Raw genomic sequence first — 26,261 nt, 5'->3', positions numbered from 1 at the left:
GCGGGGAGCGGACGGTGGGCGTCGTGTACGACGCGGGGTCGGCCTGCGCCGCGGAGATCGCGGCCGCGGCGCGCTGCTGCGACGCGGAGTTGTTCCTCGTCGTGGACCGGACCTCGGCCCACGTACGGGAGCTGCTGCCGGTGCTGACGCGGCGGTTCGCGCTGTGCGACATCACCGGTCTCGACGCGCGGCGCGCGGCGCGGGCGGTCGCCGAGTTCGTCCCCGACGGGCTGCTGACCTTCAGCGAGCATCGGATGGAGATCACCTCCACGATCGCGGAGGCACTCGGCATCCCGTACTGGCACTCCCCCGCGGTTACCGGCCGGCTCGTGGACAAGCTGCAGCAGCGCCGGACCTTCGCCGAAGCGGGCCTGGACGACCTGCCGTTCGCGCCGGTGCAAGACGCCGCGGACCTCGACGCGGCACTGGCCGCGGTGGGGCTGCCCGCGGTGCTGAAGCCCCGGCGCGGCGCCGGCAGCCGGCTCGTCCACCGGCTCGACAGCCTCTCCGGCGCACGGGCGGCCGTCGCGGCGTGCGCGGACGCCGCGCCCGGGACGGACCTGCTGGTCGAGGCGCTGCTCCCGGGCGACCCCACGGCGGCCGGGCCGCAGTGGGGCGACTACGTCTCCGTGGAGACGGCCGTGCACCGTAAGGAGTGCCAACCGCTCTGCGTCACGGGGAAGTTCCCCCTGGTCGCACCGTTCAGGGAGCGCGGCTCCTTCGTCCCGCACACCCTCGACCCGCCCCTGGCGGAGCGCGCCGAGAACCTGGCCGAGGCGGCGATAGAGGCGCTGGACATCAGCGACGGGATCGTGCACACCGAGCTGAAGCTCACCGCGGACGGGCCGCGTCTGATCGAGGTCAACGGCCGGCTCGGCGGGCTCATCGGCGATCTCCTGCGGCGCGGGTCGGGCTTCGACATGGTCGCTGCGGCGATGCGGCTTGCCCTCGGGCTTCCGGTGTCGGACACGCCGCGGTTCGACGAGGTCACCTACCAGTACACGCTGGTCCCGCCGGCCCGCGAAACCCCGCACGCGTCGGCGGCCGGCTCTTCGGACCCGTACGCCCCGCTGGAGGGGCTGCGCGACCTCCCCGGTGTCGACCTCGCCGATTTGCCCGCCGGCGACGCGTCGCCGCCCGATCCCCGGGACGGGGCGGACGCGCGCCTCGGGAGCCTGCACGGACGGACGGCGGATCACACCGAACTCGCCCGGCTGGCGACGGCGGCCGACGAGCTGTGCCGCGCGGTCCTCGGCGCGGTCTGACGTCCGAGGCCGGCGCGGGCAGCCGAGAAGGAGGGCTTCCTGTCGCTCCTCGCCGGATGAGCACCGCAGCGGAGGAGGCGGGGCACGGTGGCGTGGGAGGGTCCGCCACCACCGTGCCCCCGGTACCTCAGCCCTGGTACTGGGCGAGGATCGAGGTGAACTCCCACGGCTCCTGCGGGATCCCCCCGCAGGTGTCGGCGCCGCCGCCGTTGCAGGGGCGGTCGCGGTTGGCCGACCAGAAGGTGAGCCGGCCCAGACCCTTGTCCTGCGCGTAGCCGAGCATGGTGCGGAAGTCGTCCTGGTCCACGACCTCGCCGACGTCGGTGTTGCCGTTCATCGAGGAGATGCCCATGCGCGGGTACACCTCCTCCTCGCCGTAGCCGTACGCCTCCTGAAGCGAGCCCTTCAGCCCCTCCGCCGCCTGGACGGACAGGTGGCCCATGTCCCCGCCGTTGCCGCCGAAGTTGAAGGGCATGATCGTCCAGACGTCCACGTCGAGGCCCGACTGCGCCGCCCGGTCGATGAGGCTCGTGTCGGGACCGTTCTGCCCGGTGCCGATGGTGAAGATGACCTTCAGTCCGGGGTTGGCGGCCTTGACCGCCTTGAGCGCGTCGACCGTGCGCTGCTGTACCTCGGGGCTGTCGTAGGCGTCGGCTTCGAGGTCGATGTCGATGGCCGTCAGGTCGTAAGCGTCGATCACCTTCTGGTAGGCGTCGGCCAGGGCATCGGCGCTGCCGCAGGAACTCTCCAGCTTGTTGCCGCTCCAGCCGCCGAAGGACGGGACGACGTCGCCGCCCGCGGCGCGGACCGCGGCGACCGTCTGCTCGTCGACGCCGCCGGTGAGCGGGCGCTGTCCGTCCCACTGCGGGTCGCAGGTGCCGTTGCTGAGAACGAAGGCCAGCGTGAACCCGCCGACGCCGGTGGCGTCCATGACCTCCGCGGGGTCGGGCGGGCTGCCCCAGCCGTTGTACAGATAGGGCGCCACGGCCATCGACGCGGCGGTCGTGTCCGCGGCGGGCTGTCCGGCGTCCGAGGCGCCGGCGGCGGGCATCAGCGCCCAGCCGCCGGCCACCGCGGCCGCCGCCGCGGTAGCCACGAGTGCCCGGCGGGTGTTCCTGCGGTCGGTTCGGTGCGTTCCCATGTGCTGTCACCGTCCTCTTCTGGCCGGCGCCCAGGGCCGTCGCCCGCCGCGTCCGGGCACGCGTGCGCACGGGATCATCGGACGGCGGGCCGCGGCGGCCGAAGGCGGCGGCGGTGAAGTCGAGTGGGGGGTCCGGCTACTTCACGGGGTGAAGTTAAGGGGGCGCCACGAAGCGGTGTCAAGACCCTGGTCCATACCAGAGAGAGCGCTTACCAGGCGCCCCCCGCGGAGCTGCGGCGCTAGGAGTTGAGCGTCCACTTCTGGTTCGCGGCGCCCGTGCAGGTCCACAACTGCGTCGGCGTCCCGTTGGCCGTCGAGCCGTCCACCGCGTCCAGGCACTTGTCCGCGGCCAGGTTGACGATGTCGCGGGTGGCGGAGTTGTACGACCAGCGCTGGGCGGACGTGCCGTTGCAGTCGTAGAGCTGTATCCGCGTGCCGTTCGCGGTGCCGGCGGCGGCCGCGTCCAGGCACTTGCCGAGGGCGCGGATGGTGCCGTCGGTGGCCACGGTCCAGCGTTGCGCGGTGGTGCCGTTGCAGTCGTAGAGCTGGATCGGGGTGCCGTTGGCGCTACTCGCCCCGGCCACGTCGAGGCACTTGCCGCCCGCACCGGTGAACGTGCCTGAGTCACCCCCGCCGCCGTCAGAGGTGCTGACGCGGACGTAGTCGACGACGAGTTGCTGCGGGAAGGTCGTGCTGCCGTCGGGGTCGCCGGGCCAGTAGCCACCGACCGCCAGGTTGAGGATGAGGAAGAACGGCTTGTTGAACACCCACTGCCGGCCGCCGAGGTCGGCGGGCGTGCGCCGCTGGTAGACGTTGCCGTCGACGGACCAGGTGATCTCGTTCGGCGACCAGTCCACGGCGAAGGTGTGGAAGGCATCCGCGAACTGCTGGCCCCCGGGCAGCGTGTATCCGCCGCCGATGCCGCCGGAGCCGGAGTAGTCCGGCCCGTGCAGGGTGCCGTGGACGGTGCTCGGCTCGAAGCCGACGTTCTCCATCACGTCGATCTCGCCGCTGGCGGGCCAGCCGATCTGGCCGATGTCGTTGCCGAGCATCCAGAACGCGGGCCACATGCCCTGCCCGCGCGGCAGCTTCATCCGGGTCTCGACGTGGCCGTAGGTGGTGGTGAAGCGGCCGGAGGTGTTGAGCCGGGCGGAGGTGTACTCGCACCGGCCGTACCAGCACTGGTAGTTGCCCGGATTCTCCCGCCGGGCGGTGATGACCAGGTTGCCCTGGCCGTCGAGCGCGGCGTTGGCGTTGCCCGCGGTGTAGTACTGCCGCTCGTGGTTGTTGACGTTGTCGCCGGTCTCGATCAGCCACTTGCCGCCGTTGACGGCCGAGCCGGCCGGGCCGTCGAAGTTGTCCTCGAACGTGACGGCGTAGGGCGCGGCTTCGGCCTTCCCCGCGGGTTCAGGGGCCGGTGCCGCCCCGGCGGTGCCGGGCAGCGGCACGGCCAGCACGGCGGCGAGGGCCGTCGCGACGAGCACGGCCCTGCGGAGCGGATGTCTGCGTCGTCGTACGAACATGGAAGCTCACCTCGATGCGTGGTGGGGTCGAGCGTGGAGCATGGTCCATACCTTTGCGCGAGGTGAGTGAACTCCCTTCATGTCATGCAGTCAATGGGTCCGGCGGGCACGCACGGTGTTCAACTCCCGGAGGGCGTACGACCGCACCTCTTGACAACACACCCGCCCCTCACGACGCTCTGAGAGCGCTCTCTGTACGCCCGGCCCGCCGGGCAGCTCCCGCCTCGGGCCGGTACGCCCCCACAGCGAAGGAGCACGGTCGGCGAGGACTACGCGACCTTCCAGGAGTCCCGTGAGACCACGTGGCGGGAGTTCGCGGACGCCATGCCGCCGGAGTTCGCGTCGCTGACGGAGGTGCAGGCGCCGTACCGCATCCCCTCCCCCGGCAACGTGCCGGACTTCCAGCCGGGCGGGCAGCACGCCGCCTACATGAGCGACTACGCCCGGTCCGTCGGCCGGAACGCCTCGACCCAGGAGATCTTCGGCTGCTCCGGCCCGCTCGCGGGCGACGCACCCGGCTGCGCGGCGCTCAACCGGCACGTCGCCGAACTGCCTCAGGATCAGTGGAACGACCCCAGCCGCTTCTACCGGCAGGGCCCGGCGAACTACTACGCCGCGTTCTGGCACCAGCACTCCATCGACGGCCTCGCGTACAGCTTCCCGTACGACGACGTCTCCGAGCAGTCCTCCTTCGTATCCGTCCAGAACCCCCGGTGGATGGTGGTGGCCGTCGGCTGGTGAGAGCCGTACGCGCCGCGCCCCCGGTCCGGCCGGTCCCGGTCAGCGTCCCGCAAGCGCGGCCAGGACGTCGGCGGCCGGTCCGGGGTGCACCAGCCAGCGCAGGTGGCTGCCGGGAACGGTGTGCACGTCGAAGGGATTGCCGGGGGTGAGCGCGTCCGCCTCGCGGATCAGCCGGTCCTGCATGGCGGCCGGGATGCTGGCGTCGTCGGCCAACCGCACGAAACTGCGCGGGATCCGGCCCCAGGTGTCCGCCTGCGCCCGGTCCGCGGACGAGCCGACGTCCAGGTTCTCGTCGGGCTGGAAGGTGTTGAGGAAGGTGTGGAACTCGTCATCGGTGAGGTCGGCGGCGAACGCCTGCCGGAAGGCGGCGAGGGCGTCGGGGTCCGCGGTAGGGAAGTTGGTACGGATCAGGCCGAGTTCGGCCGGGTCGCCGGCGAGGGCGCGGGCGAGGCCGGCGGCGTCCACGCCCGCCATCTCCGGCTCGGCGTAGTAGTCGCTCACGTCGAGGTCGACCGGGCACCAGGCGGCAACATAGACGACCCGGTCGAACAGGTCGGGGCGGGCGTTGCCGGCGGCGGTAACGGTGATGCCGCCCCGGCTGTGGGCCACGACGATCGTCGGGCCGTTCCGCTTCGCCCGCTCCAGGACGCCGATGAGATGGGCCGCGTTGTCGGCAAGCGTGACGCCCTTGAGGGCGCCGGGCGTCGTGGCGAGCGCGCCGGGATCCTGCGGGGCCTGATAGGCCGCGGGGAACGTGGCGGCGAATCCGTGGCCCGGCAGGTCGATGGCGAGCGAGCGCTGTCCCCGCAGGGCGAGCTCCGCTTGCAGGGGCGCGAACGAGAAAGAGTTCGCGAAGGCCCCGTGGACGAGAACGAAGGTCGGCGTGTTCTGCATGGTGCCACCCTCACACACGATGATCGGGCGGGGGCGGTGGGGGGCGCGGGCGGTCGGTGGTGTTCGGGGTGAATTCCCCGGTCGCCCGCAAGGAAATGCGCGGGTACCGCCGGGCCGCGGCCCGTGGCCGGGAAGTCTCCTGCCCGGCCACGGGAGGTGCCGTACGTGCGCTCCGGTGCTCAGGGCGCGTCGACGACGATGCGTCCGTCCATCGGGACGAGGCTCGCGAAGCCGCCGCCGTAGTTGGCTTCCACCTGCGCCCGCTCGGTCGCGTCCGGGACCGGGTTGGTGCAGCTCACGCCAGCGGTGGAGCCGGACATCAGCGACGAGCACGGCCCGGGCTTCATGTCGGGCAGCCCGAGGCTGTGACCCAGTTCGTGCGCGGCGATGCGTGTGGTGTCGTAGCCCTCGTCGACCGCCTGGCGGCCGAACCAGACCGTGGCGCGCCCGCCGGGGCGGACCGGGCCGAGAGTCGCCCGCGGCCAGCCGTCGTCGGCGATGACCGTGATCTCGGCGCGGGTTCCCGACGGAGCCTTCGCCAACTGGACGTTCTGCACGGTGGAATTCCACTGCTCGGCGCCCGCGGCGACGGCGCTCTTGAATTCGCCGGCCTGGCTGTCGTCGTAGTACAGCGTGGTGGCAGCGGTACGCTCCGGTGCCGGAGCGGGGGCGGCGGTGGCCCCGGGGGCCGAGGACAGAGTGACGATTGCGGCAGCGGCCATCACGCCGATACCCAGCTTTCGCAGCATGCGGGGAGCCCTCCTCTTGGTGTGAGAATCGAGCACTACTGCGCGAACCCTGATAAGGGTCGGCCCGAGTGTAGGAGGGCGCTCCGGGGGCCACAAGAGGCGGCAATGGCAGTAGATTTCACCTTCTTACGGCATCTCGGCGCGGCCCGCGCTATTCCGTGAAGCGGGGTGCACGGCCGATTTCGTGCGGAAGGAATCCGGCCGCGCGCCGCGGGATCATCCTTCCGGTGTAGTCGGAAAGTTGAGACGTATCGCGCCTCTCAGCCGATCCGCCGCGCCGGACGTCTTGTCACACTGCACCGGTACGCTGAGCCGCGGGCGGGGCCCGCAGAACCGCGAGGATCGCCGTGGAGGGGACGTGGGCACGCAGACAGGACCCGGCGGGGCGGACCGGCCACCGCGGGTGGTGATCGCCGACGACCAGGCGCTGGTGCGGACGGGCTTCCGGATGATCCTCGCCGCGGACGGCATCGACATCGTCGGCGAGGCGACGGACGGCGAGGAGGCGGTGGCCGCCGTGCGCCGCAGCCTGCCGGATGTGGTGCTGATGGACATCCGGATGCCCGGCATGGACGGCCTGGAGGCCACCCGCCGCCTCCTCGGCGCAGGCGGCCCGGCGCCCGGGCCGGGCGCGCCGCGGGTCATCATCCTCACCACGTACGACCTCGATCAGTACGTGTACGCGGCGCTCGCCGCCGGCGCCAGCGGCTTCCTGCTCAAAGACGTCACCCCCGAGCATCTGGCCGCCGCGGTCCGTCTCGTCCGCTCCGGCGACGCGCTCCTCGCCCCCTCCATCACCCGCCGCCTCGTGGAGCGCTTCGCCACCCGCGACGACCGCGCGGCGACGGTCCACCGCGACCTGTCCACGCTGACCCGGCGCGAGCTGGAGGTGCTGGAGTCTCTGGCACGGGGACACAGCAACGCGGAGCTGGCCGCGCGGTTCCGGCTCAGCGAGGCGACGGTGAAGACGCACGTGGCCCGTATCCTCGCCAAGCTCCAGCTCCGCGACCGCGCCCAGGCCGTCATCGCCGCCTACGAGACGGGGCTGATCACCCCCGGCTCCCCGCAGTCCCCGGCAGCGCCCTGACCCGGCGGCCGTGTGCCGGGGCGTCGTGCCGTCGAGGCGGCATCCGCCCTCTGCTTCATCCGTGAGCGATGAGTTTTCCCGGCTGATCGAGTCTGGCCTGGTATGACTTGCATCATCGCCGATATCTCCCTCGCTCGCGACGGCCGCGACGCACCTGACCCACGACCTCTCCGGGTGATCCGATGACCACGGTGCATCTCAACGGGGTCACGCTGGGCATCGAGTCGTTCGGTGCCGACGACGCGCCACTCGTCCTGCTCGCGGGCGGGACGACGATGCTCTCCTGGCCGGACGCGCTCTGCGAGCGTCTCGCCGCCGGCGGGCGCCGCGTGGTGCGCTACGACCTGCGCGACAGCGGCGAGTCGACGACGGCGGACCCGCAGGCGCCCGCCTACACCCTGCGCGACCTCGCCGCCGACGCGGCGGCCCTGGTGGGCGCGCTCGGCGGCGGCCGGGCGCATCTCGCCGGGATCGGCGTCGGCGGGATGGTCGCCCAGGTCGCCGTGCTCGACCACCCGGAGGCGTTCTCGGCGCTCACCCTGGTCGGCACCCGCCCGGTCGCGCCCGGCCCGCCCGACGACGACCTTCCCGATCACGATCAGGCGACGATGAGCCGGATGTTCGCGCACGCCATGCCCGACTGGACCGACCGGGAGTCCGTGGCGCGGTTCGCCGCCGCGGGCGCGGAGCTTCTGGGGGACGACCCCGGCGCCGCACACGCCACCAGCGCGCGCATCTGGGACCGCACGCCCGGCACCGCACCCGAGGTCCAGATGGCCAACCAGTTGGGCATGGTGTTCTCCCGACTGGACTGCACGCCCCGCTGGCGCGAACGGCTGGGCGCGATCACGGTTCCCACGCTCGTGGTCCACGGCCGCCGCGACCCGTTCTTCCCGGTCGGCAACGGCGAGGCGATCGCGCGCGAGATTCCCGGGGCACGGCTGCTCGTCCTCGACGAGGCCGCCACCGCGATCCCCGCTGCGGCGACGGGCGAGGTCGCCGAGGCGATGCTCGGGCTCGGATAGCGGCCGGGCACCTGCCGCCCGGGTCCCGGCTCAGCGCTTGACGAAGAGGCTGGGCGGCGGGCCGAGGTAGCTGTGGCGTACCCCACCGGTGTCGACCACCAGCTTCTGCACGACCACCGTCGGGTCCACCATCCACAGCTTCAGCACGTGCACGCCCGGCCGGGTCACGCGGTGCCGGGTCACGGTGACGGCGGCGTTGTCCGAGGTGTTGCGCTCCCACTGGCGGTTCATCAGTCCGTCGTCCGCGCCCGTGACCCGCGTGACGTTCACCGTCTGCGGGGAGTCGTCGTCGAAGGCGACGGCGTAGCGCAGCCCGTCGGGCGTCAGGACGCTGTTGCGCGGCGACAGGTACGCGGCCACGCTCAGGGTGCCGGTGGTGAACAGCGTCATCGTGTACTCCAGCCGCGGCCCCTGGCCGGCCGGCCGCGGTGCGGCCGTGACCGGGAACGGCGCCATGCCGCTGCCGGTGCGCCCGATGTCGGGAATGCGGCGCCAGGCGACCCCGCCCGCGGGGACGGCGCGGGTGTGGTGGTCGGCCTCCACGGAGACACAGCCGCCCGCCTCGATCGAGCCGGCGAGTGCGGCATGGCGCACGGACGGGCGGTGTACCCGGGCGTGCACCTCCACGGTGCGGCCGACGCCGCGGACGAGGACGGGCACGGTGGTGAGGCCGCGGGGGGCGCGGGCGAAGTCGACCCGCAGCCGGGCGCGGATCTGGGTGGTGACACGCCCGCGCGGGCGGTCGACGCGCAGCCAGGACACACCGGGCTCGATCTCGTAACCGAAGGGGGTGCGGCCCCGGTTGAAGACCTCGATGTACGGGGCGGGGTCCCTGTCGTACGGGCTGACCACCGGCAGCACCGCGGGCCCGGCCGCCTCCGGCCACCACTGCTCGGAGCCTTCGACCGCCACCCCGAGCAGCGCGCCCGCGACGGGGTCGACGCGCCTGACCGCGGGGAACACCTCGTCCGGCAGCGCCTCGTTGTCCTTCTCCGGCTGCTGCCAGGGGGCGTTGGGGCCGTAACGCTCGACGTCGCCGTAGCCGATCTTCGGCTGCGTCTGGAAGCCCTGCCATTTCCCGCCGGAGAGCGTGTGGTTGTAGTAGCCGGCGAGTGCCTGGTCCTCGGCGAAGAGGGCGTCGGTCTCGGCGGCGAGCGAGTTGGCGGCTGCGCGGCCCTGCGCGGCGTAGAGGAGGTTGGTGAACTCGGCGCGGCGCAAAGCGTAGACGACGGCGGTGCCGCGCACCGCGTAGCGGACGAGCTGGAAGTACGCCGCCCGGTCGGCGGGATCGAGGCGGGCCTCGATGCGGTCCGCCGTACGCGCCAGCTCCTGCCACTCGTCGGTGACCCGGTCCAGCTCTCCGTAGTTGACGAGGCTGAAGGGGGTCGCCTGGTCGTCGTAGACGACCGCGCTGGAGTCGGTGGCGGGGTCCTTGGCCGGGTCGAGGGTGATGCGGCGGTTGAGCAGCTCGGGCTTGCGCCGGGCCTGGAGGCGGCCGTACTCGTGCAGGACCTCGGCGATCTCGGCGGCGTGCCCGGGGCCGAAGTTCTCGGCGGCGTAGCGGCGTTCCCATTCGGGCAGGGCGTCGACCGGCCAGCGGTCGGGGTTCCAGGCGTAGTCCAGGAAGAACTGGGTCGGCAGCTCGTTGGACTTCAGGTCGCCGACGTTGGCGACCCACAGGTGCCGGATGCCGTACGCGTACGTCTGGTGCAACTGCTCCCAGGTGCCGGCGAGGTTGGCGGTGTCGACCCACTTGTAGTTGCGGCCGCCGCCGACGTAGTCGAAGTGGTAGTACAGCCCGTAGCCGCCGGAGCGCGGCGGCAGCGAGGCGTCGGGGACGCGCCGCAGGTTGCCCCAGTTGTCGTCGGTGAAGACGACGGTGACGTCGTCGGGCGCCTGCATGCCGCTGTCCCAGTAGTGCTGGACCTCCTTGTACATGGTCCACACCTGCGGCACCGCCGCCGCGTCGCCCAGCTCCTCGGCGAGGATGCCGCGCTCCGCGGCGATGATGCGCTCCATCAGCTCGATGCCGTCGCCGTCGGGCAGGGAGGTGTCGCCGTTGCCGCGCATCCCGAGGGTCACCACGCCCTCGAAGCCCTCGTCGGCCATGCGCCGGATGCCGTCACGCCAGTACGCGCGGACAGCGTCCTCGTTGCGTACGAAGCTCCACTCCCCCGTGCCGCCGTACGGGTCGTGGCCCTCGGTGACGATGGTCCCGTTCTCGTCGCGCACGGCGGGGACGGCGTGCCGGTTCCACTCCTCGATGCCGCGCATCATGGGCGCCTCGTGCGAGGTGCCCATGACGATGCCGTAGTCGGTGGCGGTGGCGTGGTTGGCGGGGTCGTCCTCGGCGAAGGCGCGGCCCCAGACGGCCGGCCACAGGTAGTTGGCCTTGAGCCGCAGCATGGCCTCGAAGACCTTGGCGAAGAAGTCGCTGTTGAAGCCGCCGGGGTGGCCCTCGGCGTGGCCGGGGCCGAAGAAGCCGGGCGCCCAGCGGCCGAGGGCGGGGTTCTCGTCGTTGAGGAAGATGCCGCGGTACTTCACCGCTGGGGTGCCCTGGGAGAACCGGCCGGGGAGCACGTAGAGGGCGTCGTGGCGGCGGGGCGGGACATCGGCCCAGAAGTGCCAGGGGGAGACGCCGATGCCGCGCGAGACGTCGTAGATGCCGAAGATGGTGCCGCGCTGGTCGCTGCCGGCGATGACGAAGGCGCTGTCGAGGCCGGGCACCGGGTCGGCCACGACCTGCTGCAGCGAGGTCTCCCACCGGCCCTCGACGCCGGTGACGTCGAGCTTGCCGGCGGCGATCAGACCGTCGATCAGCGGGCTGCGCCCGATGGTGCCGACGAGCACCGCGGTGCTCCCGGCAGGAGCGCGGCCATGGGTGACGCCGGGGCGTACGCCCGTGACCCGCTCCAGGTCCGTGCGCAGGTCGCCCAGGGCACGCAGCACGCCGGGGAAGTCGTCTCCGTCGGCCACCAGCGGCGCGGCCCGGCCGTCGGCGACGAGCGGGAACCGGCCGCGGCCCGGGCCGTGAGCAATGTAGGCACCGGGGTCGGTCGGCTGCGGCGCGTCCGGCGGCGGCGCGGCGGCGGCCGTGCCCGGCAGCGCGAGGACATTGCCGGCGGTGGCGGAGAGCACGCCGAGGCCCAGGCCCGCACCGAGGACGCGGCGCCGGCTGACACCGTCGCCGGTCAGGTGGTCGGACAGGGAGGACGGGTCATGCCGGGAGTCGCTGCTGTCCATGCCGGGCCTCTCTTCACCGAGCAAGCGGCAATGTTTCGTAAAGCATCACGAATATTTCTGGCAACTTAGGGTGAGGCCATCAGGCAGGTCAAGTCATCGCGCAGCGGCGGGCGGCGGGGCTACCATCCCGGCATGAGTGGTGCTGGAGTCCAGTTCGACGGAGAGGCCCCCGCGGCCGGCGAGGAGCCGCAGGCCACCGCCACGCTGGCGGCCATCGCGGAGGCCGCCGGGGTGTCGGCGTCGACGGTTTCGAAGGTCCTCAACGGCCGCTCCGACGTCTCTCCCGGCACCCGCGCCCGGGTCCAGAACCTGCTGCGCGAGCACGGTTACCGGCGCCGCGGCGGCGGCGCGCGCCAGGCCCCGCTACTCGACCTCGTCTTCCACGAGCTGGAGAGCGCGTGGGCGATGGAGGTCATCCGGGGCGTGGAGAACGTGGCCAGGGAGGAGCGGCTGGGCGTGGTCCTCTCGGAGAGCGCCGGGCGGCTGACGCCGGGGCAGACGTGGGTGGAGGACGTGCTCGCCCGCAGGCCGGCGGGTGTCATCCTGGTGCTCTCGGACCTCTCCGCCGACCAGTGGGCGCAGTTCACCGGGCGCGGCATCCCGTTCGCGGTGCTGGACCCGGCCGGTGACCTCGCCGAGGACGTGCCGTCCATCGGGGCCACCAACTGGCAGGGCGGGCTGGCAGCCACGCGCCACCTGGTGGGCCTGGGACACCGCCGGATCGGCGTCGTGGGCGGGCCGCCGTCGATGATGTGCAGCCGGGCCCGGATCGACGGCTACCGCGCGGCGCTGGGCGTCGCCGGGCTGCCGGTGGATCCCGAGCTGATCCGGGAGGGCGACTTCCACCACGAGGCGGGCTACGCCGCCGGGCGCGAGCTGCTCGCCCTGCCCGACCGCCCCACCGCCGTCTTCACCGGCAACGACCTGCAGGCGCTCGGCATGTACGAAGCCGCCCGCGAACTGGGCCTGCGCATTCCCGACGACCTCAGCGTCGTCGGCTTCGACGATCTGCCGGTGGCCCGCTGGATCGGCCCGCCGCTGACGACCGTGCGGCAGCCCTTGAGGGAGATGGCCGAGGCTGCGGCCCGGCTGGTGCTGGACCTCGGCCGCGGCCACGAGCCGGTGACGCGGCGGGTGGAGCTGGCGACGAGCCTGGTCATCCGGAACAGCACGGCACCCCCGCCCGCCCGCTGACATCGCCCCGGATCACCGAAACTTTCGGAGGGAAGAAGGGCCGTCCCGTCATCCCCGGACGGCGGCCTTCCCGGACTCCGGCCCCCGCGTGGCGCCGGGATCGTGCAGTGCGGTCGGCAGCGCGCCGGCGCGTACGACGGGGACCGGCCTGCGGCGGCCGGGACTCACCGCGAGCGTGTAACCGACGAGGACCCCCACCGACAGGACCGCCAGCCGGCCGGCGGCCGGCGGGCTGTCCGGCGGCGGGTCGTAGCCCCCGTCCTCCAGGCCCGCCGCCCGCTCGAAGTGGTTGTACGCCCCGGGGAAGAACACCTCGTCCGCCGCGTACAGCGCGGGAAACGCGGCGGGACCCGCCAGCAGTGACCCCAGTGCCCACTGGTCGGAGTGGCGCGCCTCGTGCTCCGACAGCTTCCGCATCCGCGGCGACTGCGTCTCCGCCCGCTGGTCGGTGAGGAAGACGGTGCCGTACATCGTGCCCGCGCGGGCGAACCCGTCGTCGAGGATGACCGCCGTCGTGCCGTCGGCCGCGCAGTGGTACATCTCGCCGCCCTCCCCCGCGGCGTACAGCAGCGCGGCGCCGGAGACGGGCGCGTTGAGCACCGTACGGGCCGTCTGCCACAGTCCGCCGCCCTCCCCCGCCGCCGGGCACGGCCGCATCTGGGCACCGGGCCCGAGGACGGCGAAGGCGCACGCGAGCACCGCCTGCACCACCGTGCCCCAGACGACGACCAGCACCCTGCGCCGCGACGGCCGCGCGCCGCGCAGGGTGCCCGCGACGGCGAGGACCAGCCCCGTGAGTCCGCCGCAGATCAGACAGGCGGCCCACCAGACGGCTCTGCGCTCGACCGGTCTCGCCGGGACGGCGTCACCGGCCGGGGCCGAGGGGGTGGTGGGTCGCTCCAGAGTCGCTGTGCCGGCCGCCATCCGTCACCCCTGTCATCACGCCGACGCACTGGGCTCTGCGCACCGACGCGGACCGGGCCGCAGTCGAACCCCGGCGTCACGCAGCGGGGTTCGGCACCTGAGTCGTTGCATGCAGTCGCAGACAAGCTCTCAGATTACGGTACCGTAACGAATTGACGTCAAACCGGCCTCGAAATCCGGCCTCTTACCCCGGGACGGGTGTGAATGGGGCTGAAGGCGGGATCCGGCAGGTGATCCCGTACGGAACAGGGAGGGGGCGCCGATGGGAGCCGAGGACGAGAAGGAGCCCGCGCCGACGGCCGAGCCCGCCGCCACCGGCGCGGCCGGACCCGAGGGCGGGGAGCCGGTGTGCTGGCTGGAACGCGTCTGCCCGGAGTGCGGGCGGCTGGCCGACACCGCACCCCCGGTCCGCTGCACCCGCTGCGGCACGCCGGTCACCGGCTGAAGCGGGCCCGCGGGTCTACGCGCCTATCTCCAGGAGCCTCCGGTCAGCACCACACCGAGCGCGGCCAGCCCCAGGATGACCCACCCGAACCAGAGCCATCCGCTACTGCCCACCGACACCGTGTAAGCCGTGATGACCACAAGACCGGCCACGGTAGTCACGACCATGACCTTCGCAGAACCGGGCTTTTCCATGCCGCCTCCAGCAGCCGGCGGCCGTCCCCGTGCGACCGCACGCAACCTTCACCCCATGGTCCCTCGCCGGGAACCGGCGCGATAGTCGAAGGAGCGCCGGGTGTGCGCGCGGCTACTGTTCGCGAGCCTGGAGGGAGGCCAGATAGGCGTTGTACGCCGCCAGCTCCTGATCGCCGTCACGGTCGGCGGTACGGTCGACGCGCCTGGCGCGTCGCTGCTCGGAGTTGTACCACTGGTAGACCAGCGCGATGAGGACCAGCACGGAGGGGATCTCGCTGAACGCCCAGGCGATGCCGCCGGCGGCCTGCTGGTCGTCCAGGGCGTCGATGCCGAGCGAGGCGGGCGGGGTGCTGTAGACGTCCACCATGGGCTCGCTGCCCATCATCAGCGCGATGCCGAAGAAGGCGTGGAACGGCATCCCCGCGAACAGCGTCAGCATCCGCATCACGTACGTGGGCCGGTTCGGCCCCGGGTCGACGCCCATGATGGGCCAGAAGAAGACCAGGCCCACCGCCAGGAAATGGATCATCATCCCGACGTGTCCGGCCTTGCTCTCCATCAGGGTGTCGAAGAGCGGGGTGAAGTACAGCGCGTACAGGCTCGCGATGAACAGCGGGATCGTGAACACGGGATGCGAGATCACCATGAGATAGCGGCTGTGCAGCAGCGAGACCACCGCGGAGCGGGGCCGGCCCGCCGGCAGGGCCCGCAGCAGCAGCGTCACGGGCGCGCCCAGGAGCAGCAGGATCGGCGAGAGCATGCTGATCACCATGTGCTGCACCATGTGCACGCTGAACATGACCATGCCGTAGTCGTTCAGGCCGGTGCACATGACCAGGACGAGGGTCAGCAGACCCACGGTGAAGGCCACGGTCCGCCCGAGCGGCCAGTCGTCCCCGCGGCGGCGCAGCCGGAAGACCCCGTAGCCGTAGAGGGCGAGGGCCGCGAGGGAGCCGACGAGGAACACCGGCTCGCCGGTCCACTCCAGCCCGCGCCCCAGGGTGAAGGGCGGAAGGTCCAGGTGGCCGCCGTGCCCGCCGTGGTCCATGTCGGTGTTGCTCCTTGTGCCGGTGATGCCCTCACTCAGGCTAGACCCGGCCCGTTCCGCCGCTTCGCCGGGGTACCCCGCGGGAGCGGGCCGGGACCGGCGGTGTCAGCGGGAGGCGCTGGCGGCGGCGATGCGCTCGTTGCGCAGGGCCTCGTACCAGCGGTCGTCGACCGGCGGCAGGCCCGGGGACTCGAGCGCGAGCCGGATCAGCAGGTCGGCGATCTGCGGGTTGCGGGCGAGCACGGGGCCGTGCATGTACGTGCCGAAGACGTTGCCGTTCCACGCGCCCTCGGTGCCGTCGCCGGTGCCGTTGCCGTGGCCGAAGCGGACCCGGGCGAGCGGCCTGGCGGTCGGGCCGAGGTGGGTGACGCCCTGGTGGTTCTCGAAGCCGGTGAGCTGGGGCAGGCCGAGCTCCGGGTCGATGTCGGCGAGCACGTCGCCGACGCAGCGGCCGGCCTGGCCGCGCCCGCTGGTGACGTCGAGCAGACCGAGGCCCGGCTCCTGCCGGTCGAGGTCGTTGATGAACTCGTGGCCGAGGATCTGGTAGCCGGCGCAGACGGAGAAGATGATCGCGCCGTTGCCCGCGGCCCGGTTCAGCCCGCCGTCGCGGCGGAGCCGCTCGGCGGCGAGCCGCTGCGGGCGGTCCTCGCCGCCGCCGATGAGGTAGATGTCGGCGGAGGCGGGCACGGGCTGGTCGGAGCGGACGTCGACGCGGGTGACGTCGTAGCCCCGCTGCCGCGCGCGGCGCTCGACGACGAGGGCGTTGCCCTGGTCGCCGTAGGTGGACAGCAGGTCGGGGTAGACCCAGACGAGGCGCAGGCTGTTGTCGTTCATGCGGTCGCTCCTTGGCGTCTCGTAGGGATCAGTTGCCGACACGGCGGCGCAGGTCCTGGAACGCGGTGTAGTTGGCGATGACCTCGATCCGGCCGGGCGGTGCGGCGGCGACGGCCTCGTCGACGTGCTCGCAGACACGGAAGCTCTGGTTCGCCACCTCCAGCCGGACGGCGAGGTCGAGCTTGCGGTCGCCGATGACGTACAGCGGGTGGCCGGTCAGCCGGGTGTAGTCGACGTCCCACAGCCAGGACGTGTCGGTTCCGTCGGCGCCGCGGGCGTTGACGGAGAGCACCACGGGGGTGGGCGGCGGGTCGATGAGGGAGAACGTCTCCAGCCAGCCGGCCGGGTTCTTCGCCAGCAGCAGCCGCAGGTCACGGCCGCCGAACTGCACCGTGTCGTACCGCCCGGCGACCGCGGTGACCTCCCACATGCGCTCCAGCGCGGTCTGCGGGTGCACGCCGAAGGCGGCGGCCACGGCGGCGGCGGTGGTGGCGTTGGCCCGGTTGGCCCGGCCGGGGAGCTGGAGGCGGATCGGCCAGGCGGCGCCGTGCGGGTCGAGCACGTGCTCGCCGGAGAGCGCCCAACTGGGGACGGGCCGGCGGAAGCCGCACTCGGCGCACAGCCAGTCCTCGCCGGGCCGCTGGAGCACGCCGCCGCAGGAGGGGCAGGACCAGGCGTCGTCCTTCCACTCCTGACCGACGGCGACCCAGACGACGTTCGGGCTGGAGGAGGCGGCCCAGACGACGAGAGGATCGTCGCAGTTGGCGACGACGAGGGCCTTGTTGCCGTCGAGGCCCTCGCGCCAGTGCTCGGCGAGCATGCGGGTCTCGGCGGCGCGGTCGAGCTGGTCGCGGGAGAGGTTGAGCAGCGCGATGGCCTTGGGAGTGACGTCGCGCGCGACGCCGGCGAGGTACTTCTCGTCGACCTCGATGACGCCGTAGCGCGCGTCGGAGCCGCCGGCGAGCGCCGAGGTGATACCGGCGGGCATGTTGGCGCCGAGCGCGTTGGAGACGACCGGCCCGGAGGCGCGCAGGGCCTCCGCGATCAGCCGGGTGGTGGTCGTCTTGCCGTTGGTGGCGGAGACGAGGACGACGTCGAGGTGGCCGGCGAGCCGGCCGAGCAGGTCGGGGTCGAGCCTGAGCGCGACCTTGCCGCCGATCACGGAGCCGCTGCCCTTGCCCGCGGCGCGGGAGACCGCTGCTGCCGCCCTGCCCGCCGTGACGGCCAGCTTGGACCGTGGCGACAGCGGTTCCGTGTTGCCTGCCATCGTCGTAGCTCCTCCTCGCGTGCCCGCGCGCGTACGCCGTCGTCCGCGGTGCTCCGGTGTCCTTCGTCCGCTGCCCGGCCTGCGCCGCGGCGCGGTAGCCGCCAGCCTATCGAGATCCGCGGCCGGCCCCGAATCGCGGCACGTCGCGGGGCTCCCGGGCCGGTCCCGTGGCGGTCCTAGAGACCGGGTCCGCCGGCCTTGTCCGCGGCGGCGGCGAGCCGGCCCCAGAGCAGATCCGCCAGGCTCTGCACCAACTCCGCGCGGCTGCAGGGCCGTTCGTGCAGCCACCAGTCCCCCGCGGCGTGCATCATGCCGACGATGCCGTGGCCCCAGGCACGGGCGGTCACGGCGCCGCCGGGGCCGAAGTCGATGCGGTCGGCTATGACCTGGGCCAGTTCCTCGCCCAGGCGGCGCAGCAGCGGCGCGGAGTGGCGCCCGACCTCGAAGCCGCGCTCGCCTGCCTCGGCGGACGCGGCTGGCTCCGGGAAGTCGGCGGCGCCGCCGTCGGCGGGGTGCATCAGGAACCGGTAGACCTGCGGGCGCGCCTCGATGGCCGTGAGATACGTATCGAGGGTGGCCTCGACGCGCTCGCGCCGGCCGGTGGGGGCGTCCAGCGCGGCCCGCAGGGCGGCGAGGAGGGCGTCGGTGTGGCGTACGGCGAGGGCACGGTACAGACCGCCCTTGTCACCGAAGTGGCGGTAGAGGATCGGCTTGGTGATGCCGGCCTCGGCGGCGATCGCGTTCATCGAGGCTCCCGGCCCGTCGCGCAGGACCACCCGGTCCGCGGCTTCGAGCAGTTCGCGGCGCCGGTCCTCGGTCGCCTGCTCCCTCTCGCCGCGCCGGTCGTCCATGGAAATCGCTCCCCTGCCTGGTCGATTGCCCGAATGCCTGCGCAACCTAGCACCCCGGTCACGGGGTCCCCGCGGGCGTACGGGAGTTGACATAGTCTACTCACGGGTAACAGACTGGGGTTACCGAGGGTAACGATTAGCGAGGGCTGCGGAGGCACGATGTCCGAGTTCACATTCGAGCTCAACGAGGACCAGAGGTCCGTCCAGGAGTGGGTGCACGGCTTCGCCGCGGACGTCATCCGCCCGGCCGCCGCCGAGTGGGACGAGCGCGAGGAGACGCCCTGGCCGGTGATCCAGGAGGCGGCCAAGATCGGCCTGTACTCCCTGGACTTCTACGCCCAGCAGTACTTCGACCCCACCGGGCTGAGCATCCCCATGGTCATGGAGGAGCTGTTCTGGGGCGACGCGGGCATCGCCCTGTCGATCGTCGGGACGGGGCTCGCCGCCGTCGGCGTGCTGGCCAACGGCACCGAGGAGCAGATCGGCACCTGGATCCCGCAGATGTACGGCGACGTGGACAACGTCCAGCTGGCCGCCTTCTGCTCCTCCGAGCCGGACGCGGGCTCCGACGTCTCGGCGATGCGCACCCGCGCCGTCTACGACGAGGCCAAGGACGAGTGGGTGCTCAACGGCACCAAGACCTGGGCCACCAACGGCGGCATCGCCGCCGTGCACGTCGTCGTCGCCGTCGTCGACCCGGAGCTGGGCACGAAGGGGCACGCCTCCTTCATCGTCCCGCCGGGCACGCCGGGCCTGTCGCAGGGACAGAAGTTCAAGAAGCACGGCATCCGCGCCTCGCACACCGCCGAGGTGGTGCTGGAGGACGTGCGCGTACCCGGCTCCTGCCTGCTCGGCGGCCGGGAGAAGCTGCAGGAGCGGCTGGCCCGTGCCCGCGAGCGGGCGAAGACGGGCGGCGAGCGGGTCAAGAACGCCGCGATGGCCACCTTCGAGGCGTCCCGCCCGGCGGTGGGCGCGCAGGCGGTGGGCATCGCGCGCGCGGCGTACGAAACGGCGCTGGAGTACGCCAAGACCCGCGTCCAGTTCGGCCGTCCGATCATCGACAACCAGGGCGTCGCCTTCCAGCTCGCCGACATGCGCACCCAGATCGACGCGGCCCGGCTGCTGGTCTGGCGGGCCTCCTGGATGGCCGCCACCGGCAAGGGGTTCACCTCGGCGGAGGGGTCGATGTCGAAGCTGTACGCGGGTGAGGTGGCCAAGGACGTCACCGCGCGGGCGATGCAGATCCTCGGCGGCAACGGCTTCACCCGCGAGTATCCGGTGGAGCGGATGCACCGCGACGCGGCGATCTACACCATCTTCGAGGGCACGAGCGAGATCCAGCGGCTGGTGATCGCCCGTACCCTGGCCGGCGTCCCGATCCGCTGAGTTCGCGCGCCCTCTCCCCCCGGCGGGCGGCGCGCGGCTACTCTGCGAGCGCACGAGACCCGACCGGGGGGAAAGGCGAGGCCGCGGTGTTCTACCACCTGCTCAAGTACCTGTTCTTCGGGCCGCTGCTGCGGCCGCTGTTCCGGCCGCGGATCGAAGGGCTGGAGCACATACCGCAGGAGGGAGCCGCGATCGTCGCGGGCAACCACCTGTCGTTCGCCGACCACTTCCTCATGCCCGTGATGCTGAAGCGGCGCATCACGTTCCTCGCCAAGGCCGAGTACTTCAACGGACCCGGCCTCAAGGGGCGGCTGACCGCGGGGTTCTTCCACAGCATCGGCCAGATCCCGGTCGACCGTCGGGGCCGCAAGGCGGCTCAGGCGGCGATCGAGGAGGGCTTGGGCGTGCTGGCCAAGGGCGAGTTGCTGGGCATCTATCCGGAGGGCACCCGCTCGCACGACGGACGGCTGTACAAGGGCCGGGTGGGGGTCGCGGCGATGGCGCTGAGGGCGCGCGTGCCCGTCATCCCGTGCGCGATGATCGGCACCCGCGAGGTCCAGCCGCCCGGGCAGAAGATTCCCAGCCTCGGCCGGGTCACGATCCGCTTCGGCGAGCCGCTGGAGTTTTCCCGGTACGAGGGGATGGAGGACCAGAAGGCCGTCCTGCGGGCCGTCACCGACGAGATCATGTACGCGATCCTCGGCATGTCGAACCAGGAGTACGTCGACCGCTACGCCCCCGAGGTCAAGGCCGAGCAGGAAGCCGCGAAGAAGAACCCGCCGGCCGCGGCCTGAGAGGCGCCGGCCACCGCGCCGAAACCCGGTGGTCGTGGCCCGGCCCCGGTGCGTACGGTCCTGGCATGACGAGGACAGCGGACAGCGCCGCCCCGGCGGCCTGCGGCAGGGTCCGGACCGGCCCGGGCGGTGCCCGGTGAGCGCGCGGCTGCGCCAGGTGGCGCGGGACAACGAGCGGATCCTCGCCGAGGGCGGGTACGAGGTCGCCGGCCGGTGGGTGCCGCTGGCCGAGGCCGCCGCGCGGGCGGCGGACGGCACCCGGATGTACGGGCCGGGGCCGGTCACGGGCGCGGGGAAGGCACCCGCGGCCGGGTCGCCGTCCCGGCCCGCCGAGGTGACCGCGGAGACCTCGCTCTCCGCCGCCCGGCGGCTGGTCGCGGACGGGGCCGGCCGTGTCGGCGTGCTCAACTTCTCCTCCGCCCGCAACCCCGGCGGCGGCTACGTCAACGGCGCCCGCGCGCAGGAGGAGGAGCTGTGCCGGGCCTCCGCGCTCTACCCGGCGCTGCTCCGCGCCCCGGAGTTCTACGCCGCCCACCGCGCCGACCGCAGCCCCTTCTACACCCACCGCGTCATCCACTCCCCCGCCGTCCCGGTGTTCCGCGACGACGCCGGCGCGCTCCTCGACGAACCGTACGCCGTGGACTTCCTCACCTCCGCCGCCCCCAACGCGGGCGTCATCGCCCAGCGCACACCGCGGGAGACGGACCGCATCCCCGCCGCGCTCACGGCGCGCGCGGAACGGGTGCTGGAGGTGGCGGCGATCGCGGAGGTGACGGCGCTGGTGCTGGGCGCGTGGGGCTGCGGGGTGTTCCGCAACGACCCGGCGCAGGTGGCGGCGGCGTTCCGTACGCACCTGGAGCCCGGCGGGCGCTTCGAAGGGCTGTTCCCGCGGCTGGTGTTCGCCGTGTGGGACCGGCAGCCGCGGTCGGCGAACCGCGCGGCGTTCGAGGCGGTGTTCGGCACCGGCTGAGCGACCGGGTCATGGTGCGTGAGCACCAGGGAAGGTGACGCACTGGTCCGGGCGCACCAGGGAGAACCGGTGACGGCGGACGATGCCCGGCCGGGCACCGGAAGGGAGTGTGGAAGGCGCGCGCATCCGGCGCACTTCCCCTTCCCCGCGGTGTCTGGAGTGATCCACAGGTGGCGGTTCTCCCTGCCCGTGCCGGGTGGCTGCCGATCGGCGCCCTCGGCTTACTGGCCCTCGCCCTCGGCACGCTCCAGTCGGTGGTGGAGCCCGCGCTCCCGCTGCTGCAACGCGAGTGGGGGGTCAGCCCCTCCGAAGGGGCGCTGGTCGCCAACGCGTTACTCGTCACCGGCGCCGTCATCACCCCCGTCGCCGGCAAACTCGGCGACCGCTACGGCGGAAAGCGGGTGCTGCTCGGACTGACGGCCCTGGTCGCGACCGGCGGCCTGCTGGCCGCTCTGGCGCCGAACCTGCCGGTGCTCCTGCTCGGCCAGGTGCTCCAGGGCGTCATGGTGGGGGCGCTCCCGCTCTCCTTCATCCTCGTCCGCACCCACCTCCCGGCGGCGCAGTCCCAGGTCGCGATCGGATGCGTCGTCGCCCTCTTCACCGGCGGCGGCATCGCGGGAACGATGCTCGCCGGGCCGGTCGCGGACGCGCTGTCGTGGCGGTGGATATTCGCCTTGCCGACGATCGTGATCGTCGCGACGACGCCGGCCGTCATCCGGCTGATGCCACACGACCCGCCGGTCTCCTCGGAGGAGCGGATCGACTGGCCCGGAGCGGTGCTGCTGAGCGGCACCCTGCTCGCGTTCATGGTCGGTCTCGTGACGATGACGCGGCACAGCCTGCCGCCGTACGCGATCGGCGTCCTCGCCCTGCTCGTGACCGCTCTGGCCACCGGATGGGTCGCCGTGGAACGCCGGGCGAAGGCGCCGATGGTCGATCTGCGCATGCTGGCGAGGCCCGTCATCTGGCAGGCGTGCCTGCTCACGTTCGTCGTCACCACCGGCTTCGGCATGGTGGTCTTCCTGCTCCCGCAGTTGTTCGCGGTACCGGCCGACGCGTACGGCTTCGGGGCGGACACCACCGGCATCGGCTGGTATCTGCTGCCCGGCGCCGTCGCGGGCGCGGTGAGCGACTCCGCCGGCGGGGTCGCGGCGCGGCGGTTCGGGCCCCGCGCCGTGGTCCTCGCCGGGGCCGTCGTCACCGCGGTCACGATGACCGCCCTGGCGGTGCTGCACACCGCGTCGTGGCACCTCGTCCTCGCCAAGGTGCTGACGGCGTTCGCCGCGGGCCTCGGCACGACGGCCCTGGTCGCCCACACGGCGGCGGCCGTCGACCCCCGGGACACCGGGATCGCCACGAGCCTGCTCGTGGTGACACGGGTGATCGGCGTCGCGCTGGGCATCCAGATCGCCGGCGCGATCCTCGACGCCGGGGCCGGTCCGGCGGGTCCGCCGGCCGAATCGGCGTTCGTCACCGGCTTCTCCGTCGTCGCGCTCGTCGCCGCGCTGTCGCTGCTCGCCGTACGTATCACGAAGAAGGGAGCCCACCCATGAGCGCGTCCGGGAAGCGCAGGGTACTGATCTCCGGGGCGAGTGTGTCCGGCCCCGCGCTGGCGTACTGGCTGCACCGGTCCGGACACGAGGTCACGGTGGTGGAGAAGGCCGCCGCGGTGCGGGACGGCGGCTACCCGATCGACATCCGCGGCACGGCGGTCGAGGTGGTCCGGCGGATGGGCATACTGCCGCGCCTGCGCGACGCGCACATCGACTCGCGCCGCTTCACCTTCCTCGACGCCGGGGGCGGCGAAGTGGCCGTGGTCAGCCCGCGGGCCGTCACCGGCGATGCGGAGGGCGGGGACCTGGAGGTACGCCGGGGGGACCTGGCGGCGAGCCTGTACGCGCTCGTCCGGGACGACGTGGAGTTCCGCTTCGGCGACTCCGTCGACCGCCTCGACCAGTCAGGCCGCGGGGCCGACGTGACGTTCCGCAGTGGACTGCGGCGTACGTACGACCTGGTGATCGGCGCGGACGGGATGCACTCACGCACCCGGGAGTCGGTGTTCGGCCCTGAGAAACGGTTCCACCGCTATCTCGGCTACCGGTTCGCCCTCTTCACCATGCGGAACGTCTTCGGGCTCTCCCGCGAGGTGGTGCTCTGGAACGCCCCGGGGAGGGCCGCCGCCCTCTACGCGGTCGGCACGACGGACGAACTGCACGCCTTTCTCACCTTCCACCGGCCGCACCCTCCGCTCGACGGCCTCAGGCACCCGGACGGCCAGCGCAAGCTGGTCGCGGACGCCTTCGCGGACGCGGGATGGGAGGTCCCGGCGATCCTCGGCGCCATGCGCGACGCGGACGACCCGTTCTTCGACACCGCGAGCCAGATCCGCATGCCGCGCTGGTCACGCGGCCGGGCCGCGCTCGTCGGCGACGCCGCCTACGCGCCCTCGTTCCTGACCGGTCAGGGCACCAGCCTGGCGCTGGCCGGTGCGTACATGCTCGCCCACGCCCTGGACACGCACCGCGACCACGCCTCGGCCTTCGCCGCGTACGAGCACGGTGTGCGCGACTTCGTCGCCGCGAACCAGGCGCTGGTCGACGCCGGCGGCGCCACGCTCTTCCCCACCACGGCCCGGGCCCTGGAACGGCGCAACGCCGTGCTGCGCGGCCTCGTCAGGATGCCCGCCGCGCCCCCGCAGCCGGCTTATTCGGCGCTGACGCTGCCGGAGGCAGGAACCTTGCCCTGACCGTCACGGCCGGCGGTCGCCGTCACCGTCCGGGGCGGCGTGCACCAGCCCGGTGCGGTACGCGATGACGACGAGCTGCGCCCGGTCGCGGGCCTCCAGCTTCGTCATCGCGCGCTGCACGTGGGCGCGGACGGTGAAGGGACTGAGGTATATCCGCTCGGCGATCTCCTGGTTGGACAGGCCGGTGGCGACCAGGGCGACCATCTCGCGTTCGCGCGGGGTGAGTACGGAGAGCCGTTCCGGATGGTGCCGCGGGACGTCGTCCGGGGTGGCCAGGAAGCGGGCGACCAGGGAGCGGGTCGCGGCGGGCGACAGCAGGGTGTCGCCCGCGGCGATCGTACGGACCGCCTCCACCAGTTCCTCCGCCCCGATGCCCTTGCCGATGAAGCCGCCGGCCCCGGCGCGCAACGCCTGCGCGACGTACTCGTCGGTCTCGTACGTGGTGAGGATCAGGATGCGGCTGCCGCGCAGCTCCGGGTCCGCGGCGATCTCCGAGGTGGCGGTGAGCCCGTCGACCTCCGGCATGCGGATGTCCATGACGACGACGTCCGGGCGCAGTTCGCGGGTGAGGCTCACCGCCTCCCTGCCGTCCGCGGCCTCGCCGACGACGGTGATGCCGTCGGCGGTGTCGAGGAGCATCCGGAACGCACCGCGCAGCAGCGCCTGATCGTCGGCGAGCAGTACCCGTAGCGTCACCGCGTCTCCCCCGTCTCCCGCGCGTCGGTTCCGCGCGTCGTCTCCCTGACCGCCGGGAGGGGCAGTTCGGTGGAGACGAGGAAACCTCCCTCCGGGCGGTCGCCCGCAAAGAGGCGGCCACCGACCGCGGTGGCGCGTTCACGCATCCCGATCAGGCCGTAGCCCGGCGGGCGCTCGGACGCGGTGGCTCCCGGCGGCGTACGGGTTCCCCCGCCGTCGTCGGCGACGGTGAGGGTGACGCGGTCGCGGTTCCAGACGAGGCGCACCCGCGCCGTGCCGGTGCCGGCGTGCTTGGTCACGTTGGTCAGTGCCTCCTGGACGATGCGGTACGCGGTGAGGTCCACCCCCGGCGGCAGCGGTCTCGCCGTGCCTTCCTGCTCCAGTGAGACCTGAAGGCCCGCGCGGGCGAAGGAGTCGAGGAGCGTGGGCAGCCGGGACAGCCCGGGCGCCGGTTCCGCGGGCTCGGCCGCGTCCCCGGACTGGCGCAGCAGCCCGACCGTGGCGCGCAGGTCGTCGAGCGCGTCACCGGTGGTCCGGACGAGCTCCGCGAGGCTCTTGCGGGTCTGCTCGGGGCGGGAGTCGAAGAGGTGGGCGGCGACCGTGGCCTGCGCGTTGGCCAGGGTGATCTGGTGGGCGACCAGGTCGTGCAACTCGCGGGCGATACGCAGCCGTTCCTCGGCCACCCGGCGGCGTGCCTCGCTCTCCCGGCTCTTCTCCGCCCGGCGGGCCCGCTCCTCCACGGCCGCAAGATAGGCCCGCCGGTTGTGTGCCGAATGCCCGAGCACGCCGGCGACCAGCCCGAACGCGGCCACCGAGCCCATCCGGCTCGCGTCCTTCCACGACAGGTCCCCGAACCAGGGGGTGGTGGCGAGCATCAGCGCCGCGGAGGCGAGCGACACCACGAGCGCGGCGCGCCGCTCCGTACGGGCGTGGAGCGCGTACGCGTAGGCGGCGATCACGGCGGGAGCCATGAGGGGCGGGCTCAGCAGGAGGCCCAGGGGCGGCGCCAGCACGCCCGCCCCGGTGGTGGCCGCCAGGGCCGCCAGGGGCGCCCTGTGCCGTACGGGCAGTACGGCACAGGACGCCACGGCGATGACATAGGCGGCGGGGGGCGGCGCCGACAGCGTGTCGTCGACCTGCACCACGCCGCCGAGCAGGCAGAGCGTGAAGGCCGTCGCCAGGACCGCCGCCTCCCGCCACCACGCGCGGCGTGCGCGCCGGCCGCCGTCGCCCGGGTTCTGCAT

General features: G+C 73.0%; 24 protein-coding genes. 11 read left to right on the top strand and 13 right to left on the bottom strand.

Annotation, left to right across the window (positions count from 1 at the left end):
• The first annotated feature begins 14 nt into the window (after positions 1-14).
• Complete coding sequence (locus I003_RS0102570) at positions 15-1,265, top strand: ATP-grasp domain-containing protein (protein WP_027770061.1); 1,251 nt, start codon at positions 15-17, stop codon at positions 1,263-1,265.
• 127 nt (positions 1,266-1,392) lie between these two features.
• Here I003_RS0102570 and I003_RS0102565 read toward each other — a convergent pair whose 3' ends face one another.
• On the bottom strand, positions 1,393-2,406 hold the full coding sequence (locus I003_RS0102565) for a chitinase (protein WP_027770060.1): 1,014 nt from the start codon (positions 2,404-2,406) through the stop codon (positions 1,393-1,395).
• 239 nt (positions 2,407-2,645) lie between these two features.
• Positions 2,646-3,929, bottom strand: a complete 1,284-nt coding sequence (locus I003_RS0102560) for a ricin-type beta-trefoil lectin domain protein (RefSeq protein ID WP_486584057.1) — start codon at positions 3,927-3,929, stop codon at positions 2,646-2,648.
• A gap of 324 nt (positions 3,930-4,253) precedes the next feature.
• Here I003_RS0102560 and I003_RS31340 point away from each other — a divergent pair, with 324 nt between their 5' ends.
• Positions 4,254-4,670, top strand: a complete 417-nt coding sequence (locus tag I003_RS31340) for a beta-1,3-glucanase family protein (protein WP_486584056.1) — start codon at positions 4,254-4,256, stop codon at positions 4,668-4,670.
• A gap of 39 nt (positions 4,671-4,709) precedes the next feature.
• On the opposite strand, the gene I003_RS0102550 is transcribed toward I003_RS31340, so the two are convergent.
• Together I003_RS0102550 and I003_RS0102545 are read right to left on the bottom strand one after the other, a co-directional pair.
• The gene (locus I003_RS0102550) at positions 4,710-5,564 is read right to left on the bottom strand and encodes an alpha/beta fold hydrolase (RefSeq protein WP_027770058.1); all 855 of its coding nucleotides are present in this window, start codon (positions 5,562-5,564) and stop codon (positions 4,710-4,712) included.
• 179 nt (positions 5,565-5,743) lie between these two features.
• The gene (locus tag I003_RS0102545; protein WP_027770057.1) at positions 5,744-6,313 is read right to left on the bottom strand and encodes a snapalysin family zinc-dependent metalloprotease; all 570 of its coding nucleotides are present in this window, start codon (positions 6,311-6,313) and stop codon (positions 5,744-5,746) included.
• Between the two features lie 358 nt (positions 6,314-6,671).
• Between I003_RS0102545 and I003_RS0102540 the strand changes: the two genes are divergently transcribed.
• Together I003_RS0102540 and I003_RS0102535 are read left to right on the top strand one after the other, a co-directional pair.
• Positions 6,672-7,400 (top strand): response regulator transcription factor, encoded by a 729-nt coding sequence (locus tag I003_RS0102540; RefSeq protein WP_051368057.1) that lies wholly within the window; start codon positions 6,672-6,674, stop codon positions 7,398-7,400.
• Between the two features lie 182 nt (positions 7,401-7,582).
• Positions 7,583-8,425, top strand: a complete 843-nt coding sequence (locus I003_RS0102535; protein WP_027770055.1) for an alpha/beta fold hydrolase — start codon at positions 7,583-7,585, stop codon at positions 8,423-8,425.
• Positions 8,426-8,455: 30 nt separating this feature from the next.
• Here I003_RS0102535 and I003_RS0102530 read toward each other — a convergent pair whose 3' ends face one another.
• Positions 8,456-11,668, bottom strand: coding sequence for a glycosyl hydrolase 115 family protein (locus tag I003_RS0102530; RefSeq protein ID WP_027770054.1), 3,213 nt, complete (start codon positions 11,666-11,668; stop codon positions 8,456-8,458).
• A 132-nt stretch (positions 11,669-11,800) separates the two neighbouring features.
• Here I003_RS0102530 and I003_RS0102525 point away from each other — a divergent pair, with 132 nt between their 5' ends.
• A complete protein-coding gene (locus tag I003_RS0102525; protein ID WP_027770053.1) occupies positions 11,801-12,862 on the top strand; it encodes a LacI family DNA-binding transcriptional regulator in 1,062 nt (353 codons plus the stop codon).
• A 48-nt stretch (positions 12,863-12,910) separates the two neighbouring features.
• Here the strand turns inward: I003_RS0102525 and I003_RS0102520 are convergent, their stop codons facing one another.
• Positions 12,911-13,786 (bottom strand): hypothetical protein, encoded by an 876-nt coding sequence (locus I003_RS0102520; protein ID WP_027770052.1) that lies wholly within the window; start codon positions 13,784-13,786, stop codon positions 12,911-12,913.
• Positions 13,787-14,048: 262 nt separating this feature from the next.
• On the opposite strand from I003_RS0102520, the gene I003_RS0102515 reads away from it, so the two are divergent.
• Positions 14,049-14,231, top strand: a complete 183-nt coding sequence (locus I003_RS0102515) for a hypothetical protein (protein ID WP_027770051.1) — start codon at positions 14,049-14,051, stop codon at positions 14,229-14,231.
• A 23-nt stretch (positions 14,232-14,254) separates the two neighbouring features.
• On the opposite strand, the gene I003_RS36345 is transcribed toward I003_RS0102515, so the two are convergent.
• The 5 genes from I003_RS36345 to I003_RS0102490 all read right to left on the bottom strand — a co-directional run bounded on the left by I003_RS36345 (position 14,255) and on the right by I003_RS0102490 (position 18,425).
• Positions 14,255-14,425, bottom strand: a complete 171-nt coding sequence (locus I003_RS36345; RefSeq protein ID WP_027770050.1) for a hypothetical protein — start codon at positions 14,423-14,425, stop codon at positions 14,255-14,257.
• A gap of 112 nt (positions 14,426-14,537) precedes the next feature.
• Positions 14,538-15,473, bottom strand: a complete 936-nt coding sequence (locus tag I003_RS0102505; RefSeq protein WP_027770049.1) for a cytochrome c oxidase assembly protein — start codon at positions 15,471-15,473, stop codon at positions 14,538-14,540.
• A 105-nt stretch (positions 15,474-15,578) separates the two neighbouring features.
• On the bottom strand, positions 15,579-16,307 hold the full coding sequence (locus I003_RS0102500; protein ID WP_027770048.1) for a glutamine amidotransferase: 729 nt from the start codon (positions 16,305-16,307) through the stop codon (positions 15,579-15,581).
• A 28-nt stretch (positions 16,308-16,335) separates the two neighbouring features.
• The gene (locus I003_RS0102495; RefSeq protein ID WP_027770047.1) at positions 16,336-17,574 is read right to left on the bottom strand and encodes a MurT ligase domain-containing protein; all 1,239 of its coding nucleotides are present in this window, start codon (positions 17,572-17,574) and stop codon (positions 16,336-16,338) included.
• A gap of 176 nt (positions 17,575-17,750) precedes the next feature.
• A complete protein-coding gene (locus I003_RS0102490; protein WP_027770046.1) occupies positions 17,751-18,425 on the bottom strand; it encodes a TetR/AcrR family transcriptional regulator in 675 nt (224 codons plus the stop codon).
• Positions 18,426-18,584: 159 nt separating this feature from the next.
• On the opposite strand from I003_RS0102490, the gene I003_RS0102485 reads away from it, so the two are divergent.
• The 5 genes from I003_RS0102485 (at position 18,585) to I003_RS0102465 (ending at position 24,321) form a co-directional block, all read left to right on the top strand.
• The gene (locus tag I003_RS0102485) at positions 18,585-19,811 is read left to right on the top strand and encodes an acyl-CoA dehydrogenase family protein (RefSeq protein ID WP_027770045.1); all 1,227 of its coding nucleotides are present in this window, start codon (positions 18,585-18,587) and stop codon (positions 19,809-19,811) included.
• Positions 19,812-19,897: 86 nt separating this feature from the next.
• The gene (locus I003_RS0102480; protein ID WP_027770044.1) at positions 19,898-20,605 is read left to right on the top strand and encodes a lysophospholipid acyltransferase family protein; all 708 of its coding nucleotides are present in this window, start codon (positions 19,898-19,900) and stop codon (positions 20,603-20,605) included.
• A gap of 28 nt (positions 20,606-20,633) precedes the next feature.
• Positions 20,634-21,575, top strand: a complete 942-nt coding sequence (locus tag I003_RS0102475; RefSeq protein ID WP_037719841.1) for a TIGR02452 family protein — start codon at positions 20,634-20,636, stop codon at positions 21,573-21,575.
• A gap of 170 nt (positions 21,576-21,745) precedes the next feature.
• Positions 21,746-23,128 carry an MFS transporter gene (locus I003_RS31335; RefSeq protein WP_037719839.1) on the top strand — a complete coding sequence of 461 codons (1,383 nt, stop codon included), beginning with the start codon at positions 21,746-21,748 and terminating at the stop codon, positions 23,126-23,128.
• On the top strand, positions 23,125-24,321 hold the full coding sequence (locus I003_RS0102465) for an FAD-dependent monooxygenase (RefSeq protein WP_027770042.1): 1,197 nt from the start codon (positions 23,125-23,127) through the stop codon (positions 24,319-24,321). The genes I003_RS31335 and I003_RS0102465 overlap by 4 nt, the downstream gene beginning before the upstream one ends.
• A 3-nt stretch (positions 24,322-24,324) precedes the next feature.
• On the opposite strand, the gene I003_RS0102460 is transcribed toward I003_RS0102465, so the two are convergent.
• Together I003_RS0102460 and I003_RS31330 are read right to left on the bottom strand one after the other, a co-directional pair.
• Positions 24,325-25,017 (bottom strand): response regulator transcription factor, encoded by a 693-nt coding sequence (locus I003_RS0102460; protein ID WP_027770041.1) that lies wholly within the window; start codon positions 25,015-25,017, stop codon positions 24,325-24,327.
• Positions 25,014-26,261: a sensor histidine kinase gene (locus I003_RS31330; RefSeq protein WP_051368056.1), complete on the bottom strand. Its 1,248-nt coding sequence runs from the start codon at positions 26,259-26,261 to the stop codon at positions 25,014-25,016. Before I003_RS31330 ends, I003_RS0102460 begins: the two co-directional genes overlap by 4 nt.

This window comes from Streptomyces sp. CNQ329 (assembly GCF_000482585.1).
This window is presented reverse-complemented; position numbering and strand designations above follow the sequence as displayed.

What these genes read in the sequence shown, in the direction of transcription:
- I003_RS31340 (WP_486584056.1), top strand. Translation starts at nt 4,254, where the DNA reads ATGCCGCCGGAGTTCGCGTCGCTGACGGAGGTGCAGGCGCCGTACCGC.
- I003_RS0102545 (WP_027770057.1), bottom strand. Translation starts at nt 6,313, where the DNA reads ATGCTGCGAAAGCTGGGTATCGGCGTGATGGCCGCTGCCGCAATCGTC.
- I003_RS0102505 (WP_027770049.1), bottom strand. Translation starts at nt 15,473, where the DNA reads ATGGACCACGGCGGGCACGGCGGCCACCTGGACCTTCCGCCCTTCACC.
- I003_RS0102495 (WP_027770047.1), bottom strand. Translation starts at nt 17,574, where the DNA reads ATGGCAGGCAACACGGAACCGCTGTCGCCACGGTCCAAGCTGGCCGTC.
- I003_RS0102500 (WP_027770048.1), bottom strand. Translation starts at nt 16,307, where the DNA reads ATGAACGACAACAGCCTGCGCCTCGTCTGGGTCTACCCCGACCTGCTG.
- I003_RS0102490 (WP_027770046.1), bottom strand. Translation starts at nt 18,425, where the DNA reads ATGGACGACCGGCGCGGCGAGAGGGAGCAGGCGACCGAGGACCGGCGC.
- I003_RS0102535 (WP_027770055.1), top strand. Translation starts at nt 7,583, where the DNA reads ATGACCACGGTGCATCTCAACGGGGTCACGCTGGGCATCGAGTCGTTC.
- I003_RS0102520 (WP_027770052.1), bottom strand. Translation starts at nt 13,786, where the DNA reads ATGGCGGCCGGCACAGCGACTCTGGAGCGACCCACCACCCCCTCGGCC.
- I003_RS31330 (WP_051368056.1), bottom strand. Translation starts at nt 26,261, where the DNA reads ATGCAGAACCCGGGCGACGGCGGCCGGCGCGCACGCCGCGCGTGGTGG.
- I003_RS0102565 (WP_027770060.1), bottom strand. Translation starts at nt 2,406, where the DNA reads ATGGGAACGCACCGAACCGACCGCAGGAACACCCGCCGGGCACTCGTG.
- I003_RS0102530 (WP_027770054.1), bottom strand. Translation starts at nt 11,668, where the DNA reads ATGGACAGCAGCGACTCCCGGCATGACCCGTCCTCCCTGTCCGACCAC.
- I003_RS36345 (WP_027770050.1), bottom strand. Translation starts at nt 14,425, where the DNA reads ATGGAAAAGCCCGGTTCTGCGAAGGTCATGGTCGTGACTACCGTGGCC.
- I003_RS0102525 (WP_027770053.1), top strand. Translation starts at nt 11,801, where the DNA reads ATGAGTGGTGCTGGAGTCCAGTTCGACGGAGAGGCCCCCGCGGCCGGC.
- I003_RS0102485 (WP_027770045.1), top strand. Translation starts at nt 18,585, where the DNA reads ATGTCCGAGTTCACATTCGAGCTCAACGAGGACCAGAGGTCCGTCCAG.
- I003_RS0102560 (WP_486584057.1), bottom strand. Translation starts at nt 3,929, where the DNA reads ATGTTCGTACGACGACGCAGACATCCGCTCCGCAGGGCCGTGCTCGTC.
- I003_RS0102465 (WP_027770042.1), top strand. Translation starts at nt 23,125, where the DNA reads ATGAGCGCGTCCGGGAAGCGCAGGGTACTGATCTCCGGGGCGAGTGTG.
- I003_RS0102550 (WP_027770058.1), bottom strand. Translation starts at nt 5,564, where the DNA reads ATGCAGAACACGCCGACCTTCGTTCTCGTCCACGGGGCCTTCGCGAAC.
- I003_RS0102515 (WP_027770051.1), top strand. Translation starts at nt 14,049, where the DNA reads ATGGGAGCCGAGGACGAGAAGGAGCCCGCGCCGACGGCCGAGCCCGCC.